Origin of the sequence: Pseudomonas pisciculturae (genome assembly GCF_015461805.1) — a bacterium.
Lineage (GTDB): Bacteria > Pseudomonadota > Gammaproteobacteria > Pseudomonadales > Pseudomonadaceae > Aquipseudomonas > Aquipseudomonas pisciculturae.
The window spans coordinates 1-19,527 of the sequence record NZ_JACVZE010000012.1 but is presented as its reverse complement, the minus strand read 5'-3'; the positions used below and the strand labels follow the sequence as shown (position 1 = coordinate 19,527).

Here is a 19,527-nt window from a genome sequence, read left to right as displayed (position 1 = left end):
TTTCAAGCGACGGCAACGACGTCGAGAATGCGCTGCACCACGCGGTCCTGGTCAATGCCGGCGGCTTCGGCCTCGAACGACAGGATGATGCGATGGCGCAGCACGTCGAACAGCACCGCCTGAATGTCCTCGGGGCTCACGAAGTCGCGGCCGGCCAACCAGGCATGGGCGCGGGCGCAGCGGTCCAGGGCAATGGAGCCGCGAGGGCTGGCGCCGTAGGCGATCCACTCGGCCATTTCCGGGTCAAACTTGGCGGGGGTGCGGGTGGCCATGACCAATTGCACCAGGTATTCCTCCACCGCGTCGGCCATGTACAGGCCAAGGATCTCTTTGCGGGCGGCAAAGATCGCCTGCTGGCTGACGCGGCGTTCAGGCTTGGTTTCCCCGTTGAGGGCTGCGCCACGGGCCTGTTGCAGGATGCGCCGTTCGACGGCTGCGTCAGGGAAGCCGATCTTGACGTGCATCAGGAAGCGGTCGAGTTGGGCTTCGGGCAGCGGGTAGGTGCCTTCCTGCTCGATGGGGTTTTGCGTGGCCATCACTAAAAACAGCGGCGACAGCTCGTAAGTGCTGCGCCCGACGCTGACCTGGCGCTCGGCCATGGCTTCGAGCAAGGCCGATTGCACCTTGGCCGGGGCACGGTTGATTTCGTCTGCCAACACCAGGTTGTGGAAGATCGGCCCTTGTTGGAACACGAAGCTGCCGGTTTCCGGACGATAGATCTCGGTGCCGGTGATATCGGCGGGCAACAGGTCGGGGGTGAACTGGATACGATGGAACTGCGCTTCGATGCCTTCGGCCAACTCTTTGATGGCCTTGGTTTTGGCCAGGCCGGGCGCGCCTTCTACCAGCATATGGCCGTCGGCGAGCAGGGCGATCAGCAGGCGATCGATGAGTTTTTCCTGGCCGAGAATCTGCGTAGAAAGAAAGGTTCGCAGCGCGAGCAGCGCTTCACGATGTTCCATCGATGACGGTTCCTGGAGAGGTGAGCCTTGGTGTTGAGCAAAAGCACCGGGCTAGGGAGGCTTACTTTAATGCATCGAGGGGTGTGGCGACTAACGGCGTGACGGGTATTTTTGGCAAAACTTGTAGGATTTTTGTTTGGGAGGCACGAATGTTCGCAGCAGGACTTCTTGTTGTGAACACCGGCAATGTGGGAGGGGGCTTGCTCCCGATAGCGATGTGTCAGTCAACACAGCTGTGACTGATGTACCGCTATCGGGAGCAAGCCCCCTCCCACATTTGATCTTTGGTGCTCTTAAGTGCGGGTGAAGGTACCGGTGCCTTTGAGGATGTTTTGCAGGGTTTCTTCTACTTCGGCCATATCCGATGCGGCGGTGGTGTGATTGATTTCCAGCTGATCCTTGCCGCCCAATGCATCAGCGTCCCCGGCAGCCAGTTCCACCAGCAACGTCGTTTCACTCAACGTGACCTTCAACCCATCCAGCGTCGACGGCTCGTAATCCCAGGTCAGCTCGACTTCATCTTCATCCGGGTAACGGGTGAGCATGAACATCTCGCCGTTCTTGCCGTGGCAGCAGAGCATGGCCATGTTGTCTTCTTCGTCGTCGCACGGGGTTGCCATCAGGGCGTCGGTTTTCAGTTGCAGCATGGGGCAATCCTGTCTGGGGTAGGGCGTAATGCGGGGGATTGTGCCATTGCGGCGAATTTTGTGCTGCATCCTGTGTCAGACCCAGTGCATGACCTGGCGGGCACTATCAGTCATTTTCGGTACTGGCAGGCGCTGAATTAGCCGTATTTATTGCCGGAAATTTCGGGTTGCCCAAGTTGCAACCCCGAGCCTGCTTACCGATGACCGAATATGTCGCAGCGTCGCAAGCAGCTGTCTTCCTACACTCGTTAAGCTGCGCAACGGATGTGCATGGGCCAGGCGCCTGACCTGCCCGTCGTACCGTCATCTGGCCTGGTGCGCATCCGATGAAAATTGCATGTGACCTCATTGTCTTGTGCAGCTTCACCCACCTGTCGCTTTGATTCGCTATGGTTAACGTGCGAACAGAGCCGACGGTCTCCCCGCAAGGGGATAACACGCGACGCTTTCATCAATAACAAGCCCAAGCGGAGTACCACAGATGGCGTTCTTCACCGCAGCCAGCAAGGCCGACTTCCAGCATCAACTGCAAGCGGCACTGGCGCAGCACATCAGTGAACAGGCACTGCCACAAGTGGCGCTGTTCGCTGAACAATTTTTCGGCATCATTTCCCTGGACGAACTGACCCAGCGTCGCCTTTCCGACCTGGCCGGTTGCACCCTCTCTGCGTGGCGCCTGCTTGAGCGCTTTGACCACACCCAACCGCAAGTGCGGGTGTACAACCCCGATTACGAACGTCATGGCTGGCAATCGACCCACACTGCGGTCGAAGTGCTGCACCATGACCTGCCATTTCTGGTGGACTCGGTGCGTACCGAGCTGAACCGCCGTGGCTACAGCATCCACACCCTGCAAACCACCGTGCTCAGCGTGCGCCGTGGCGCCAAGGGCGAGTTGCTCGAGATCCTGCCAAAAGGCACCCAGGGCGAAGGCATCCAGCAAGAATCGCTGATGTACCTGGAAATCGACCGCTGCGCCAACGCCGCCGAACTGAACGTGCTGAGCAAAGAGCTTGAGCAGGTGCTGGGCGAAGTGCGCGTGGCCGTGGCTGACTTCGAGCCGATGAAAGCCAAGGTCCAGGACCTGCTGGCCGGTATCGATGCCAGCCAGTTTGCCATCGACGGCGAAGAAAAAGCCGAGATCAAGAACTTCCTGGAATGGCTGGTGGGCAACCACTTCACCTTCCTGGGCTACGAAGAGTTTGTGGTACGTGACGAGGCGGACGGTGGTCATATCGAATATGACGCCAGCTCTTTCCTCGGTCTGACCAAGTTGCTGCGTGCCGGCCTCACCGCCGATGACCTGCGCATCGAAGACTATGCCGTGGCCTACCTGCGTGAACCGACCGTGTTGTCGTTCGCCAAGGCTGCGCACCCAAGCCGCGTGCACCGCCCGGCTTACCCCGACTACGTGTCGATCCGCGAGATCAGCGCCGACGGCAAGGTGATTAAAGAGCACCGCTTCATGGGTCTCTACACCTCCTCGGTGTACGGCGAAAGCGTGCGGGTGATCCCGTATATCCGCCGCAAGGTTGCCGAGATCGAACGCCGTTCGGGCTTCCAGGCCAAGGCTCACCTGGGCAAGGAACTGGCCCAGGTTGTTGAGGTACTGCCTCGCGACGACCTGTTCCAGACCCCGGTGGACGAGCTTTTCAGCACCGTGATGTCCATCGTGCAGATCCAGGAGCGCAACAAGATCCGCGTGTTCCTGCGCAAAGACCCGTACGGACGTTTCTGCTACTGCCTGGCTTACGTGCCGCGTGACATCTATTCCACCGAAGTGCGCCAGAAGATCCAGCAAGTGCTGATGGATCGCCTGAAAGCGTCGGACTGCGAATTCTGGACTTTCTTCTCTGAGTCCGTGCTGGCCCGTGTGCAGCTGATTCTGCGAGTCGATCCGAAGAACCGTCTCGACATCGACCCACTGCAACTGGAAAAAGAAGTGGTGCAGGCCTGCCGCAGCTGGCAGGACGACTACTCAAGCCTGGTGATTGAAAGCTTCGGTGAAGCCCAGGGCACCAATGTGCTGGCGGACTTCCCCAAGGGCTTCCCGGCGGGCTACCGCGAGCGTTTCGCCGCGCATTCGGCCGTGGTCGATATGCAGCACCTCAACAGCCTGACCGAAGCCAACCCACTGGTGATGAGCTTCTACCAGCCGCTGGGCCAGGTTTCCGGCCAACGCGAGTTGCATTGCAAGCTCTATCATGCAGACACCCCGCTGGCGCTGTCCGACGTGCTGCCGATCCTGGAAAACCTCGGCCTGCGTGTACTGGGTGAGTTCCCGTACCGCCTGCGCCATGCCAATGGCCGCGAGTTCTGGATCCATGACTTTGCGTTCATTGCCGCCGAAGGCGTGAACCTGGATATCCAGCAGCTCAACGACACCCTGCAAGACGCGTTTGTACACATCGTGCACGGCGATGCCGAGAACGATGCGTTCAACCGCCTGGTACTTACTGCCGGCCTGCCGTGGCGTGACGTGGCGCTGCTGCGTGCCTACGCCCGTTACCTCAAGCAGATCCGCCTGGGCTTCGACCTGGGTTACATCGCCAGCACCCTGAACAACCACACCGACATCGCCCGCGAGTTGACCCGGTTGTTCAAGACCCGCTTCTACCTGGCGCGCAAGCTCACTGCCGAAGATCTGGAAGACAAGCAGCAGCGCCTGGAGCAAGCGATCCTCAGCGCTCTGGACGACGTTCAGGTGCTCAACGAGGACCGCATCCTGCGTCGCTACCTGGACCTGATCAAGGCCACGCTGCGTACCAACTTCTACCAGACCGACGCCAACGGCCAGAACAAGTCGTACTTCAGCTTCAAGTTCGACCCGCGTGCGATCCCTGAGCTGCCCAAGCCGGTGCCGAAGTTTGAAATCTTCGTGTACTCGCCACGGGTTGAAGGCGTGCACCTGCGCTTCGGCAACGTCGCTCGCGGCGGCCTGCGCTGGTCCGACCGTGAAGAAGATTTCCGTACCGAAGTGCTCGGCCTGGTAAAAGCCCAGCAAGTGAAAAACTCGGTCATCGTGCCAGTGGGTGCGAAGGGCGGCTTCTTGCCGCGTCGCCTGCCATTGGGCGGCACCCGCGACGAAATCGCGGCCGAGGGCATTGCCTGCTACCGTATCTTCATTTCGGGCCTGTTGGACATCACCGACAACCTGAAAGACGGCGCTCTGGTGCCGCCATTGAACGTGGTGCGTCACGACGACGATGACCCGTACCTGGTAGTGGCGGCAGACAAAGGCACTGCGACCTTCTCCGACATCGCCAACGGTATCGCCATCGACTATGGTTTCTGGCTGGGTGACGCGTTCGCGTCCGGTGGTTCTGCCGGTTACGACCACAAGAAAATGGGCATCACCGCCAAGGGCGCGTGGGTGGGTGTGCAGCGTCACTTCCGTGAGCGCGGCATCAATGTGCAGGAAGACAGCATCACCGTAGTGGGCGTCGGCGATATGGCCGGTGACGTATTCGGTAACGGCCTGTTGATGTCCGACAAGCTGCAACTGGTCGCGGCCTTCAACCACTTGCACATCTTCATCGACCCGACCCCGAACCCGGCCACCAGCTTCGTCGAGCGTCAGCGCATGTTCGAGCTGCCGCGTTCGGCCTGGACCGACTACGACACCAGCATCATGTCCGAAGGCGGCGGTATCTTCTCGCGCAGCGCGAAGAGCATTGCCATCTCGCCACAGATGAAAGAACGCTTCGACATCGCGGCCGACAAGCTGACCCCGACCGAACTGCTGAACGCCTTGCTCAAGGCGCCGGTAGACCTGTTGTGGAACGGCGGCATCGGCACCTACGTCAAGGCCAGCACTGAAAGCCACGCCGATGTGGGCGACAAGGCCAACGACGCGCTGCGCGTCAACGGCAACGAGCTGCGCTGCAAGGTGGTGGGCGAGGGCGGTAACCTCGGTATGACCCAGTTGGGTCGTGTGGAATTCGGCCTCAATGGCGGCGGCTCCAACACCGACTTTATCGACAACGCCGGTGGTGTGGACTGCTCCGACCACGAAGTGAACATCAAGATCCTGCTCAACGAAGTGGTGCAGGCCGGTGACATGACCGACAAGCAACGCAACCAGTTGCTGGCGAGCATGACCGACGAAGTCGGCAACCTGGTGTTGGGCAACAACTACAAGCAGACCCAGGCCCTGTCCCTGGCGGCGCGCCGTGCCTACGAGCGTGCTGCCGAGTACAAGCGCCTGATGAGCGACCTGGAAGGCCGTGGCAAGCTGGACCGCGCCATCGAGTACCTGCCGACCGAGGAGCAGCTCGTCGAGCGCGCCGCGACCGGCAAGGGCCTGACCCGTCCAGAGCTGTCGGTGCTGATCTCGTACAGCAAGATCGACCTCAAGGAAGCGTTGCTCAAATCCTTGGTACCGGATGACGACTACCTGACCCGCGACATGGAGACCGCGTTCCCACCAAGCCTGGTGGCCAAGTTCGGCGAAGCCATGCGTCGCCACCGCCTGAAGCGCGAGATCGTCAGCACCCAGATCGCCAACGACCTGGTCAACCACATGGGCATCACCTTCGTTCAACGACTCAAAGAGTCGACCGGCATGAGCCCGGCGAACGTGGCGGGCGCGTATGTGATCGTGCGTGACATCTTCCACCTCCCGCACTGGTTCCGTCAGATTGAAGCCCTGGACCACCAGGTTTCTGCCGACGTGCAGCTGGAGTTGATGGACGAGCTGATGCGCCTGGGCCGCCGTGCTACACGTTGGTTCCTGCGCAGCCGTCGCAACGAGCAGGACGCTGGCCGTGACACCGCGCACTTCGGTCCGCACCTGGCGGCGTTGGGCCTCAAGCTCGACGAACTGCTGGAAGGCCCGACCCGCGAAGGCTGGCAGAACCGCTACGGCAAATACACCGAAGCCGGTGTGCCGGAGTTGTTGGCGCGCATGGTTGCCGGTACGACTCACCTGTACACCTTGCTGCCAATCATCGAAGCCGCCGACGTCACCGGGCATGACGCCGCCGAAGTGGCCAAGGCCTACTTCGCCGTCGGCAGCGCCCTGGACTTGCCATGGTACTTGCAGCAGATCAGCGATCTGCCGGTGGCCAACAACTGGCAGGCCCAGGCCCGTGAAGCGTTCCGCGACGATGTGGACTGGCAGCAGCGGGCGATCACCATCTCCGTACTGCAAATGGCCGACGCGCCACAAGACATGGAAGCCCGCGTGGCCCTGTGGCTTGAGCAGCACAAGGACATGGCCGATCGTTGGGTGTCGATGATGGTGGAGATTCGTGCTGCGGTGGGTACGGACTACGCCATGTATGCGGTAGCCAACCGTGAGTTGCTGGACCTGGCGTTGAGTGGGCAGTCGGTGCTGTAACCGACTTTCCCTGAGTAAAACAAAAGCCCCCCTATCGCGAGATACGGGGGCTTTTTGTTGGAACACTATTGATCAAACAATGAAGGGCCAATGTGGGAGGGGGCTTGCTCCCGATAGCGGTGGATCAGTCAACATCTACTTGACTGACCCACCGCTATCGGGAGCAAGCCCCCTCCCACATTTGGATCTCCATCTTCCTTGGTGTCAGTGGTGTTTGAGCAATTTTGACTCTAGGTGATCCAAGTGCTGGGTCATCAAGTCGACGGCCGTATCTGTGTCCCGTTGCTCAATGGCATCCACAATCGCCACATGCTCCTGCCATGCACAGTAAGTGCAAGCTTTCGCCTCATATTGCGCAATGATCAGCGAGGTCAACGGCACCAGGCTGTTGAGAAACTGCGCCAGCGGGGCATTGCGCGCCATGGCCGCCAGTTGCAGATGAAACTCCCCCGACAAGCGAATCGCCGGCCCGCGCTGATCTTTTTCAATGCATTCGCGCTCGCGGGCAATCAGCTCGCGCAACTGACGTACCTGGGTTGGCGTGGCGTGCACACAGGCCAATTGCACCACGGTGATTTCCGTCAGCCGCCGGGCTTCGAGGATCTGGCGGGTTTGCTGCGCGTCCGGCGCGGCCACTTGGGCGCGTTGGTTGGGGCGCAGGATCACCACTTGCTGATGGGACAGTTTGGCCAGCACGCGGCGGATCACGCTGCGGCTGACACCGAAGGTTTCCCCCAGACTTTCCTCTGTAAAACGGCTGGCCGGGGCGATGCGTTGTTCGAGGATGGCGTCAAACAGGCGTGGGTAGATGTCATCCACCGACGGTTTTTTACCGGCAATCAAGCGCAGGGCAGGGAAGAGAGGGTCGCGTTGCAGCGCATAAGCAGTCATGGCCAATCTCCAATCTATCAGCTGCCCAGATGGTCGTCCGGGATGTTCAAGTGAATGCCCATACGCAGGCCTTCCTGGAGGATGTGCCGACGCATTTCGGCACTGGCCAGGGCGCTGTTTTTATTGCGGATGGCACGTACCACCGCTTCGTTCTCCCGCAGGCGTTCGGCCAGGTGTTCCGGCGAGTTGCGCAGCACTTGGGCGCTTTGCTTGAGGGCGTTGCTGGTTTGCTGCACCACGTTCTGGAAGATCGGGTTGGAGGTCAGCGCAAACAGCTCTTCGTGGAAGTCGATATAGGCATTCATGCCGGCTTCAGCGTCTTCGGCGTCGAGGGCTTCGCGCATGTCCATCAAGGTCAGGCGCAGTTGGCCGACTTCCTTGCTGCTGATGGACTGCGCCACCAGGCCGACGATGAACGGTTCGAGGGTATAGCGCAGTTGCAGGATGTCTTCCAGGCTGGCGTCGGCCACAGCGTCGCTGGACTGGGGCTCGCTGATGCTGGTCTCCAGTACCACCACGCCTTTGCCCGGCATGGAGCGTACAAGGCCCAGGGTTTCCAGCACGATCACGGCTTCACGCAGGCTTGGGCGGCTGATGCCCATCTGTTCGGCCAGTTCACGCTGGCCGGGCAGCATTTCGCCCCGTCGCCACTGGCCCCGCGCCAGGGCGGCGCGGAGTTTTTCTACCACTGAATTGACGACGGTTGAGGTGCTGATCACGTCTACGCCTCCTTTAAGTTGCAAACACAATAGTTAATCCAGGGAAAATCCATTGTGGGAGGGGGCTTGCCCCCGATTGCGGTGGATCAGCTACAGATATATCAACTGATACTCCCTCATCGGGGGCAAGCCCCCTCCCACATTTGAACGGTGTTGCCCAGGGAAAAGGCTTAGAACTCCTGATGCGCCGGCAACACCGGCTTCTTGGCCTGGAAGGCATAACCTTGCTGGCCGTCGAGCACCTTGTTGGCGCGCTGGATATCGATGTCTTTTTCCCAACGCGCAATCGCCACGGTAGCGACGCAGTTGCCGATCAGGTTAGTCAGCGCACGGCCGATGCCCATGAACCAATCCACCGCCAGTACCAGCACCAAACCCACCACGGGAATAGCCGGGATTGCGGTGAGTGTCGCCGCCAAAATCACCAACGCCGAGCCCGGAATGCCGTGGGCGCCCTTGGAGGTAATCAACGACACCAGCAAAATCGTCATCAAGTCGGTCATCGACAGCGGCGTGCCCGTGGCATTGGCGATAAACACAATGGCCAGGGTCAGGTAGATGGAGAACCCGTCGAGGTTGAACGAATACCCCGTCGGGATCACCAGGCCCACGGTGGAGCTGCCAATACCCAAATGTTCGAGTTTACGCATGATCTGTGGCAGCACCGCGTCGGATGAAGCGGTGCCCATCACGATCAGCAGTTCTTCGCGCAGGTACTTGAGCAGCGGCAACATGCGCAGGCCCGACAGGCGCATCACCAGGCCCAGAATAATCCCGACAAACGCAAAGCAGGTCAGGTAGAACAAGCCCACCAAGCTGCCCAGATGTTGCAGCGAGTCCAGCCCGTAGGTGCTGGTGGTGAAGGCGATGGCGCCAAACACGCCGATAGGCGCCAGGCGCACGATCATGCCCATGATGCGGAAGATCACATGGCTCAGTTCGTTGATCAGTCGCGAGATGCCGGATGCCGCTTCGCCGACCAGGTTCAGCGCGCTGCCGAACAGTACCGAGAACAGCAGCACTTGCAGCACGTTGTTGTCGGCAAAGGCGCCGATCACCGAGTTGGGGATCAGGTCCATCAGGAACTGGCTGGTGCCCTTGATGTGCTGGCCTTTGTCGGCCAGTTCATTGAGGCCGGCGGACGACAGCTGTTCCAGGTGGATATTGGCGCCTTGGCCGATACCGGTGCTGAACGCCATCACCAGGCCGATCACCAGGGCGACGGTGGTGAGGATCTCGAAGTAGATGACCGACTTGAGGCCGATGCGCCCGACCTTTTTCAGGTCGCCAGCGCCGGAAATGCCGCTGACCACCACGCAGAACACGATCAGGCCAATCAGCATTTTGATCAGCTTGATAAAGCCGTCACCCAGAGGTTTGAGTTGCGAGGAGAATTCGGGAAGGGCCAGGCCGCAAGCTACGCCTAGCATCAGGCCGATCACGACTTGCAGGAAAATCGAACGCGAGCACCATCTGAGCATGGGAGGGATCTCTATTCGGTGCCCTGGTGGTTCCAGGGCTTAATTGTTGTGGTCATACCGGTAAGTCCAGTGCGGGGCCAGTCTACGCCGGGTATTTTTGAAATCACAAGTAAATATTCAAGGGTTGACCGGTCCCGGTCTGACCAGTTGGTCGGTAAGGGCGATGCTTGAGCGGTTGGCAGGCTGCAAACTTATTTCGCTTATCATCCACCGACCGGCATAAGAGGTGATGGATGGACAAACCAGGGCTGACCACCGATACGGCAGGGTTCACTCACTGCACGTGGCGCACCGCCGCGCCCGAATACCCGCGCTACCACGACCATGAATGGGGCGTGCCGGTGGCCGATGATATCCAGCTGTACGAGAAGATCTGCCTGGAAGGCTTTCAGGCGGGCATGGCGTGGATCACTATCCTGCGCAAGCGCAAGCAGTTTCGGGTGGCATTCGAGGGTTTTGATTTTCGCCGGGTCGCGCAGTACGGCGAGGCGGATATCGAGCGGTTGATGCAGGATGCGGGCATTGTGCGTAACCGGGCGAAGATCGTGTCGGCCATCAACAATGCGCGTCGGGCGTGCGAGCTGGTAGATGAAACTGGGTCGCTGGCGCGTTGGTTGTGGGGGTTTGAGCCTGCCGAAGACGAGCGCCCGGCCGTGGTGGATATGGCGTATTGGACGGGCAATACGACGTCGCCGGCTTCCGTGCGCCTATCGAAAGCGTTGAAAAAGCGTGGCTGGACGTATGTGGGGCCGACCACGATGTATGCGCTGATGCAGGCGATGGGGATGGTCAATGATCATCTGGAAGGCTGCGTGTGTCGCTCGCAGATCGAGGCGTTGCGGCGCCAGTTCAAACGCCCCTGAACCTCGGTTCAAACACAGGTCAAACTGTGGGAGGGGGCTTGCTCCCGATAGCGGTATATCAGTGAAAAATGCATTGGCTGACACACCGCTATCGGGGGCAAGCCCCCTCCCACATTTGCCCTGCGGTGTGGCTGATTAGCGAGGCAGCGGGGTCAGCACATCCGCCTTGTCATCCAGCACAATCACCACCAGCAACTTGGCCGGCTGGGTCTGGCTCGCATTGCTCGACTCAAAATGCCGTGAACCGGCAGGTTCATAAAACGTTTCGCCAACCTTGTAGGTTTTCGCCTTCTCATCATTGACCCGCGAGGTGATCGCGCCTTCCAGCACATAGGCCACGGCGGTGCCGGTGTGGCTGTGGGGTACGGTGGCCTGGCCGGGGGCGTAATCGACGGTAAGCATGATGGTTTTCTTGCCAGGCACATTGGTCAGGGCGTGCTCTTGCAGCACCTTGATCGACTCCTGGTTGTACACCGGTTCGTGGGCAAAGGCGCTGAGTGAGGCGAGCATCAGGGCGGCAGCGAGTAGCGTTTTCATGGCGAAATTTCCGAGTAGTTCGAGACCTCTTCACCCTACGCCGCAGCCCCAGAATGACCAATAACCAATCCCGCCGAAGACCAGGAGGCCAATGCTTCAGTGGTGGAAGTCCAGGCGACACGCCAGTTGCTCTTCGGTCAGCTCGATAAAGCGTTGCAGGGCAGGGAGTTCGAAGTGTGCGTTGAGTTGTTCGGCGCAGGCCCACTGCCCGATCACGGTCCATAGGTTGGCGTCGATCGGGCTGCGTTGCACGACGTAGCCCAGGCAGCCCGGCGCGGTGCGCACGGTGTCGGCAATCTGTTGCAGGCGTTTGCCCAGTTGCGCGGAGCGGCCGGCAACGGCGCGGACATTAACAGTGTTGAAGGCACAGGCTGGCATGGCGATGGTCTCCGAGGTCAGGCGTCAGTGCACAGGCTAAAGCCTTGCCGTACCACGACCAATGACCAATCGGGCGGAAAAACCGCTAGCCAATCTGCAGGAGAATGTCGCGTACCTTGTCCAAGGCCGGGTCGATGTCCAGCGTCTCGATGGCGCCGAAACCAATGATCAGTCCAGGGCGTACCGGTGCATCGTTGAAGAACACATCCAAAGGGTATAAGCCCACCTCCACCTGCCGCGCCAACGCTATCAACAGAGGAATTTCCACCGGCACTTTGCACAACGCGGCCATGTGGAACCCTGCGACCGTGGGCACCGCTTCGAACCATGGCGACAGGTCGCCGGCCAGGCGCTGCAAAATACGTTCGCGCCGCCCGGCATACACCGTGTGGCAACGGCGAATGTGCTTGAGCAAATAGCCTTCGCTGATGAACTTGGCCAGCGCCCATTGCGGCAGGGTTGAACTGTGTTGGTCGGTGAGCTGCTTGGCCTTGAGTACCGCGCCGTGAATGGCCGGTGGCAGCACCGCATAGCCCAGGCGCAACTCGGGCAGCAGGGTTTTAGAGAAGGTGCCGATATAGGTCACCACGCCTCGGGTGTCCATGCTTTGCAGGGAGTCGGTGGGGCGGCCCTCGTAACGGAACTCGCTGTCGTAGTCGTCCTCGATGATGATGGCGCCGAGCTCGAAGGCGCGGGCCAGCAAGGCTTCACGGCGCGGCAGGCTCATGGGCATGCCGAGGGGGAATTGATGGGACGGCGTGACGTAGATCAGCCGCGTGCCGTCGGGAATTCGGTCGACCTGGATGCCGTGCTCATCCACCGGCACGCCGGCGACACTGGCACCCATGGCCATGAACAACTGGCGTGCAGGGCTGTAGCCAGGGTCTTCCATGGCGACGAGGCTGCCCGGTTCCAGGACGACACGGGCGATGAGGTCCAGCGCCTGCTGCGCGCCATTGGTGACCACGATATCGCTGTCGCGGCATTTGACCCCGCGTGAAAACGCGATGTGCCCGGCGATGGCACTGCGCAGCGCCGGCAGGCCCTCGGGTTGGCTGTAGAAACCGCTGTTTTGAGCAATGCGCCGTAGGGCATCTTGTGTGCAGCGTCGCCATTCGTCCTGGGGGAACTGGTTACGGCTAGTGGCGCCACCGATAAATTCGTAGCGCAAGGTGCTGTCGCGCGTCGGGTGGCGCATGGGTGAGGGCAACGACTGCCACTTCGCCAGGTTGGCGGCGCAGGCCAGGTCGGTGGCGGCTTGCAGGCGTTCGGTCCGTGGCGCCCGGGCGTTGACGAAGGTGCCGCGGCCGGTCTTGCCGATCAGCAAGCCTTCGTAGGTCAGGGTGGCGTAGGTGTCCGACACGGTCTTGCGCGACACGCCCAATTGCTCGGCGAGCAAGCGGCTGGGCGGCAGTTGCGCGCCGGCGGCCAGACGCCCGGAGCCAATGGCTTCACGCAACTGTTGGTACAACTGTTCGGCCAGATCCTTGCGGCCGTTGATTACAACGTGCAGTTCCATGTCTTATCCCGGGCATTCACTCTGCGCCAAGAGTACGCGCGTGCGCGGCAGCCTCAAAATGGTCTCTGCATAAACCGGCTGATTGGCTATAGGGCCTAAGCCTTGTGGGTTCTACGCTGAACTGTCATTGCACCCACCGTCAGAGAACCGCCCCCATGGAACCCCGCCTGGATTACTACACCGCTTCGCCGCAAGCGCTCAAAGGCATGCTGATGCTAGAGGCGACGACCTTCGGCTTGTCCATCGAAAAGCCCTTGCTGGAGCTGATCAAGATCCGTGTCTCGCAGCTCAATCACTGTGGTTTTTGTACGGATATGCACTCGATGGCGGCCCGTCAGCGCGGGGAGACCGAGCGACGTTTGTTCGCGTTGTGCGTATGGCGCGATTCGCCGTTCTTCACGGCGCGGGAAAAGGCCGCGTTGGCCTGGAGCGAATCAGTGGCGACGCTGCCCACCTCGACGGTATCCGATGAGCTGTTTGCCGCTGTGCGGGTGGAGTTCAGCGAGCAGGAACTGGTGGACCTGACCATGGCGGTATCCAGCATCAGTGGCTGGAACCGCCTGGCAGTGAGTTTTCGGCAGCAGCCGCCGAATGCCTGATCAGGACAGGAAACCACCGTCCACATTCAGCGATACACCGGTGGTATAGCTGGACGCGTCACTGGCCAGGAACAGCACAGCACCGGCCATTTCACTCGGGTCGGCCACGCGCTTGAGCGGAATCTGAGCCAGAGCCATTTTCAGGATCGCGTCATTTTTCACCAGTGCCGAGGCGAACTTGGTGTCAGTGAGACCCGGCAACAGCGCGTTGCAGCGGATGCCAAATTCGGCGCATTCCTTGGCAAACACCTTGGTCATGTTGATCACGGCGGCTTTGGTGACTGAGTAGATGCCCTGAAAGATGCCCGGAGAAATCCCGTTGATCGATGCGACGTTGATGATGCTGCCACCGCCGTTCTCGCGCATCAGCTTGCCGGCTTCGACCGACATGAAGAAGTAGCCGCGAATGTTCACGTCGACGGTTTTCTGGAACGCGCCAAGGTCGGTGTCCAGCACGTTGCAGAACTGCGGGTTGGTGGCGGCGTTGTTGACTAGGATGTCCAGACGGCCGAACTGCTCGCGAATGCCGGCGAACACCTGGGTGATCTGCTCCATTTCACCGATATGGCAGGCAACGGCGGTGGCCTTGCCGCCGTCGGCGATGATCGCGTCAGCGACGTGCTGGCAGCCTTCGAGCTTGCGGCTCGACACGATTACATGGGCGCCTTGCTGGGCCAGCAACTTGGCAATGGCTTCACCAATGCCACGGCTCGCGCCGGAAACGAAAGCGATCTTGCCATCGAGGTCGAACAGGTGGGTCTTGGACATGGGGGTTCCTTGTTATTGGGCGTTCAGAGCGCGGATTTGCCGATGACGTTCAGGCTCATCTGCTCCAGCAGCTTGTTCATGTGGATGAACTGCGCAAAGCGTTTGTCCTGGGTCTGGCCGTGGAAGAAGCGGTAGTAGATCTGCTGCACGATGCCGGCCAGGCGGAACAGGCCGTAGGTGTAGTAGAAGTCGAAATTGTCGATCTGGATGCCGGACCGCTCGGCGTAGTAGTCAACGAACTCGCGGCGGGTGAGCATGCCGGGGGCGTTGCTCGGCTGGCGACGCATCAATTGCACGGGCGCAGGGTCGGCGGCTTCGATCCAATAGGCGAGGGTGTTGCCCAGGTCCATCAACGGGTCGCCGAGGGTGGTCAACTCCCAGTCGAGCACGCCGATGATCTGCATCGGGTTGTTGGGGTCGAGAATGACGTTGTCGAAGCGGTAGTCGTTATGCACGATGCTGGAGGTGGGGTGGTCGGCGGGCATCTTGTCGTTGAGCCACGCGCGCACTGATTCCCAGCGTGGGGCATCGGGGGTCAGGGCTTTTTCGTAGCGGTCGCCCCAGCCACGGATCTGGCGCTCCACGTAGCCTTCGGGCTTGCCCAGGTCGGCGAGGCCGCAGGCGCTGTAGTCCACTTGGTGCAGTTCGACGAACTTGTCGATAAAGCTCTTGCACAGGGCTTCGGTCTTGGCTGCGTCCAGGCCCAATTCGGGCGGCAGGTCCGAGCGCAGAATAATGCCGTTAACCCGTTCCATCACATAGAACTCGGCGCCGATCACTGACTCATCGGTGCAATGCACGTACGCCTTGGGGCAATACGGGAAGCCGTCCTTGAGTTGATTGAGAATGCGGTATTCGCGGCCCATGTCATGGGCAGACTTGGCCTTGTGGCCAAAGGGCGGGCGACGCAGGACGAACTCCTGGCCCGGGTATTCCAACAGGTAGGTGAGGTTGGACGCGCCGCCGGGGAACTGACTGATCCTAGGCGTGCCGCTCAGGCCCGGGATATGGGCCTTGAGGTAGGGATCGATCAGGCTGGCATCCAGTTCTTCACCTGGGCGAATCTGGGTCGATTGGTCGTTCAGCGCCATGCTTATCCCTTCTGCTTATTCTAAAGGCCTTGGACTATTTCCTAATCTAATGCGCACCACCGCCCAGCGACAAGGTCGGGGCGGCTTAATAGGTTAGCGTGTTGGAGGATGATCAGCGTGCCTGATCGGTCATTTTACGGGCGCAGGCAACGCCACGGGCGTCAGCACCGGGCGCCCGGCGAAATACTCCAACAGGTTGTCGGCCACGCGCTGCACGGTGTCGTGGGCGGCTTCGGGCGACAGCCCCGCGACGTGGGAGGTGAGGACGGTGTTGCTCAGGCGTTTGAGCGCGTCGGGGACCTTGGGCTCGTCGTCAAATACATCCAGCGCCGCACCTGCGATACGGCGCTGTTCAAGGGCTGCAACCAGGTCGTCGGTGACCACCACGCTGCCACGGCCGATATTCACCAAAAAGCCATTGGGCCCGAGGGCGTCCAGGGCGCGGCGGTCGATCAGGTGGCGGGTGCTGGCGCCGCCGGGAGTGGCCAGGATCAGGAAGTCCGAGGTGCGTGCCAGCTCCACAGCGGTGGCGCAGTAGGTGTAGTCCACATCATCGCGGGGCTGGCGGTTGTGGTAGCTGATTTCCATGCCGAATCCCAGGGCCGCACGTTTGGCGATCTCCAGGCCGACTGCGCCCAGGCCGAGAATGCCCAGTTGTTTGCCGCCCAGAGAAGGGCGCATGACTTTCGGCCACTCGTTGCGGCGTACGGCGGCATCGGTCTGGGGAATGCCGCGCACCAATGACAGCAGCAGGGCCATGGCATGGTCCGCCACTGACGGTGCGTTAACCCCGGCCCCGTTGGTGACCACGATCCCGCGATTACTGGCGGCTTGCAGGTCCACATGTTCATAGCCGGCGCCGATCACACAGATGATCTCCAGCACGGGCAGGGCGGCGATTTCTTCGGCGTATAAACCCAGCGGCCCACGGGTCAGCACCGCTTTGATCTGCGCGCCGTGGGCCTTGATCGCCTCGGCGCGTTCGGTAGGCGTGGGTGCCAGGATCACATGAAAGTCATTGCTCTCGATGATGGGCAGGTATTCGTTGATGGTTTCAACCAGGACCAGAACAGTAGCGGTCATCGGAAGGCTCTTCCTGAAGGGTTTGAGGGCAGGAGTATGCAGTATTTATGCACTCAGAAATCGATATCAAGCGCTCTTGTACGCTTCACAAACGCTCCCGCCAACGTGGCATTGTGATGTTCGATGATCGCCTCGGCCTTCAATGCCGGGGTGTCCATGCAGCTATGGCCGTCTTCTGGCAGCACGACTGAAAACCCAAGTTCAACGGCCACGCGGCAAGTGGTGTCGATGCAGAACTGGGTTTTCATGCCCACGATCACCATTTCATTGACCTGCGCAGCGTTGAGTTGCTGCTCAAGGTCAGTGCCCAGGAAGCAACTGGGACGGCTCTTGTTGAATAGATGATCGCGGGATTCATCAACGTCCAGGCCGTGCCACACCTGCCAGAACGGGCTACCTGCGGCAATCGGCGAGCCCGCCGGGCCGGTGTGTTGGGCGACGAAGATCGGAGCGTTAGCGTTGCGGGCGCGTTCAATCAGTTGATTGATGTTGTCCAGCAAGCGTTCGCGCTCGTAGGGCTTTTCCGGGCCATCGTAGAGGCCAGTTTGCATATCGATGATCAGCAGGGCGTCAGCCATGGTGTTACTCCTTGTAGTTGCCGGGCGACGGGGCAAAAAAAGGCCCCGTCCATTGCTGGCGGGGCCTTGGGTTAAATCTGTGAAGTGTCTAGCTCATGCACCCACAGTCACCGCGCGACCCGCCGTAAGCGGTCGTGGTGGTGGTACGGGTGAAGTGCGACTGAATATGCTTCATGGTTCGATCATGCTGAAAACGACGTCGTATTGTCAACAAATGTGTCTGTATTAAGCGTGACGCGTCGATGCGCCGCGCCACCGTTCCTCAGCTAAGTCTTTGCTTATTCAAGAGAATCCCGGACAATCCGGCCCCTTCTATGGTCGGGGCGCTGCCTGTCAGGTTTTTCTGACTCGTCCCGGCCGTGTAAATGCGGAGATCCGACCGGATGAATGATCAGGCCAATAGCGTCGACGAACGCTATGCAACGACACCTGCAACGCTCACGAGCTGGAGCCGCCAGGACACCACCTGGATGCTTGGCCTGTTTGGCACCGCCATCGGCGCCGGTACTTTGTTTTTGCCCATCAACGCGGGCCTGGGGGGCTTCTGGCCGCTGCTGATCCTGGCGGTGCTGGCGTTCCCTATGACGTTCTTCGCGCACCGTGGCTTGACCCGGTTCGTGTTGTCCGGTCGTGAAGGGTCGGATATCACCGATGTGGTCGAAGAACACTTCGGCATCAAGGCCGGTGCACTGATCACCTTGCTGTACTTCTTTGCGATCTTCCCGATCCTGCTGATCTACAGCGTGGCGCTGACCAACACCGTCAGCAGCTTCATGGAACACCAGCTGCACATCATGCCGCCGCCACGGGCGCTGCTGGCGTTTGTGCTGATCCTTGGCCTGCTGGGCGTGGTGCGCTGCGGTGAGCAGGTGATCGTCAAGGCCATGAGCCTGATGGTGTACCCGTTTATCGTCGCCTTGCTGTTCCTGGCGGTGTACCTGATCCCGCATTGGAACGGTGGCATCCTCAGCACCGCCAGCGTGGTGCCGGCGCCGTCGGCGCTGCTCAGCACACTGTGGCTGGCGATTCCGGTGATGGTCTTCTCGTTCAACCATTCGCCGATTATCTCGGCCTTTGCGGTTGACCAGAAGCGCCAGTACGGCGCCCATGCCGATGAGCGCAGTTCGCAGATCCTGTCTCGCGCGCACCTGCTGATGGTGGTGATGGTGTTGTTCTTTGTGTTCAGCTGCGTGCTGACCTTGTCGCCGGCCCAGTTGGCTGAAGCGAAGGCACAGAACCTGTCGATCCTGTCGTACCTGGCTAACCACTTCGATAACCCGACGATTGCCTTTGCCGCGCCGTTGATTGCGTTCGTGGCGATTGCCAAGTCGTTCCTGGGCCACTACATCGGCGCCAGCGAAGGGCTCAAGGGGTTGGTGCTCAAGACCGGTCGCCGTCCGGCGCCGAAGACTCTGGATCGCATGACGGCAGCGTTCATGCTGGTGGTGTGCTGGATCGTTGCCACGCTCAATCCAAGCATTCTGGGCATGATCGAAGCTCTGGGCGGCCCGATCATTGCGTCGATCCTGTTCCTGATGCCGATGTACGCGATTCGCAAGGTGCCGGCCATGGCCAAGTACCGTGGGCAGGCGTCCAACGTGTTCGTTACGGCGGTAGGCCTGGTGGCGATTACGGCGGTGGTGTATTCGCTGATTCCTTAAGCTGTAACGCTACTCTCTAGACTGTAAATATCCCAATGTGGGAGGGGGCTTGCTCCCGATGGCGGTGTGTCAGTCACAGTTGTGTTGACTGGTCCACAGCTATCGGGGGCAAGCCCCCTCCCACATTGATTTGTGGTGTTGGCTATACCGTATTCCAGGCAAAGCTTGCTGATTGCTTCAGCTTTGGCACGGCCCCTCAGGCTGTGTAGGGCTAAAAAGTGGGAGGGGGCTTGCTCCCGATGGCGGTGTGTCAGTGCCAGATTTATTGGCTGACACCCTGCTATCGGGGGCAAGCTGATCTGGTCAAGTAATCTTGGACACCATTTACGGTTTATCCCACCAGTCGCTCGTGAGCGACTGGTGATCGGTAGCCGTTGTAGCTATGCGGCCGAACGGTGTTGTAACGCGA

16 protein-coding genes are annotated in these 19,527 nt (G+C 60.3%); 4 read left to right on the top strand and 12 right to left on the bottom strand.

From position 1 onward, the window contains the following. Window positions 1-2 precede the first annotated feature (2 nt). On the bottom strand, window positions 3-962 hold the full coding sequence (locus ICY20_RS25945) for an AAA family ATPase (protein WP_194938987.1): 960 nt from the start codon (window positions 960-962) through the stop codon (window positions 3-5). A gap of 293 nt (window positions 963-1,255) precedes the next feature. After that, the gene (locus tag ICY20_RS25940) at window positions 1,256-1,609 is read right to left on the bottom strand and encodes a hypothetical protein (protein WP_194938986.1); all 354 of its coding nucleotides are present in this window, start codon (window positions 1,607-1,609) and stop codon (window positions 1,256-1,258) included. A 481-nt stretch (window positions 1,610-2,090) separates the two neighbouring features. Here ICY20_RS25940 and ICY20_RS25935 point away from each other — a divergent pair, with 481 nt between their 5' ends. Further along, complete coding sequence (locus ICY20_RS25935) at window positions 2,091-6,950, top strand: NAD-glutamate dehydrogenase (RefSeq protein WP_159961978.1); 4,860 nt, start codon at window positions 2,091-2,093, stop codon at window positions 6,948-6,950. A 204-nt stretch (window positions 6,951-7,154) separates the two neighbouring features. Here the strand turns inward: ICY20_RS25935 and ICY20_RS25930 are convergent, their stop codons facing one another. The 3 genes from ICY20_RS25930 to ICY20_RS25920 form a co-directional block, all read right to left on the bottom strand. Beyond that, window positions 7,155-7,841 carry a GntR family transcriptional regulator gene (locus tag ICY20_RS25930; RefSeq protein WP_159961979.1) on the bottom strand — a complete coding sequence of 229 codons (687 nt, stop codon included), beginning with the start codon at window positions 7,839-7,841 and terminating at the stop codon, window positions 7,155-7,157. Window positions 7,842-7,858: 17 nt separating this feature from the next. Beyond that, complete coding sequence (locus ICY20_RS25925) at window positions 7,859-8,560, bottom strand: FadR/GntR family transcriptional regulator (protein WP_159961980.1); 702 nt, start codon at window positions 8,558-8,560, stop codon at window positions 7,859-7,861. Between the two features lie 170 nt (window positions 8,561-8,730). Then, the gene (locus tag ICY20_RS25920) at window positions 8,731-10,056 is read right to left on the bottom strand and encodes a C4-dicarboxylate transporter DctA (RefSeq protein ID WP_194939057.1); all 1,326 of its coding nucleotides are present in this window, start codon (window positions 10,054-10,056) and stop codon (window positions 8,731-8,733) included. Window positions 10,057-10,274: 218 nt separating this feature from the next. On the opposite strand from ICY20_RS25920, the gene ICY20_RS25915 reads away from it, so the two are divergent. Beyond that, window positions 10,275-10,904, top strand: a complete 630-nt coding sequence (locus tag ICY20_RS25915) for a DNA-3-methyladenine glycosylase I (protein ID WP_194938985.1) — start codon at window positions 10,275-10,277, stop codon at window positions 10,902-10,904. Window positions 10,905-11,039: 135 nt separating this feature from the next. On the opposite strand, the gene ICY20_RS25910 is transcribed toward ICY20_RS25915, so the two are convergent. The 3 genes from ICY20_RS25910 to pdxR form a co-directional block, all read right to left on the bottom strand. Beyond that, entirely contained in the window at window positions 11,040-11,441 is a 402-nt protein-coding gene (locus ICY20_RS25910) for a cupin domain-containing protein (protein ID WP_194938984.1), read from the bottom strand. A gap of 96 nt (window positions 11,442-11,537) precedes the next feature. Continuing rightward, the gene (locus ICY20_RS25905) at window positions 11,538-11,819 is read right to left on the bottom strand and encodes a putative quinol monooxygenase (RefSeq protein ID WP_159961984.1); all 282 of its coding nucleotides are present in this window, start codon (window positions 11,817-11,819) and stop codon (window positions 11,538-11,540) included. Window positions 11,820-11,904: 85 nt separating this feature from the next. Next, a complete protein-coding gene (gene pdxR, locus ICY20_RS25900) occupies window positions 11,905-13,338 on the bottom strand; it encodes a MocR-like pyridoxine biosynthesis transcription factor PdxR (protein ID WP_159961985.1) in 1,434 nt (477 codons plus the stop codon). 155 nt (window positions 13,339-13,493) lie between these two features. On the opposite strand from pdxR, the gene ICY20_RS25895 reads away from it, so the two are divergent. Continuing rightward, window positions 13,494-13,937, top strand: coding sequence for a carboxymuconolactone decarboxylase family protein (locus ICY20_RS25895; protein ID WP_122728206.1), 444 nt, complete (start codon window positions 13,494-13,496; stop codon window positions 13,935-13,937). Here the strand turns inward: ICY20_RS25895 and ICY20_RS25890 are convergent, their stop codons facing one another. The 4 genes from ICY20_RS25890 to ICY20_RS25875 form a co-directional block, all read right to left on the bottom strand. Continuing rightward, window positions 13,938-14,705 (bottom strand): SDR family oxidoreductase, encoded by a 768-nt coding sequence (locus ICY20_RS25890; protein ID WP_159961987.1) that lies wholly within the window; start codon window positions 14,703-14,705, stop codon window positions 13,938-13,940. A 23-nt stretch (window positions 14,706-14,728) separates the two neighbouring features. Further along, a complete protein-coding gene (locus ICY20_RS25885) occupies window positions 14,729-15,796 on the bottom strand; it encodes a phosphotransferase family protein (protein WP_194938983.1) in 1,068 nt (355 codons plus the stop codon). Between the two features lie 129 nt (window positions 15,797-15,925). Further along, window positions 15,926-16,879, bottom strand: coding sequence for a 2-hydroxyacid dehydrogenase (locus tag ICY20_RS25880; RefSeq protein ID WP_194938982.1), 954 nt, complete (start codon window positions 16,877-16,879; stop codon window positions 15,926-15,928). A gap of 53 nt (window positions 16,880-16,932) precedes the next feature. Further along, entirely contained in the window at window positions 16,933-17,457 is a 525-nt protein-coding gene (locus tag ICY20_RS25875) for a cysteine hydrolase family protein (protein ID WP_194938981.1), read from the bottom strand. Window positions 17,458-17,840: 383 nt separating this feature from the next. On the opposite strand from ICY20_RS25875, the gene ICY20_RS25870 reads away from it, so the two are divergent. Next, window positions 17,841-19,118, top strand: coding sequence for a serine/threonine transporter (locus tag ICY20_RS25870; protein ID WP_194938980.1), 1,278 nt, complete (start codon window positions 17,841-17,843; stop codon window positions 19,116-19,118). The last annotated feature ends 409 nt before the right edge of the window (window positions 19,119-19,527 follow it).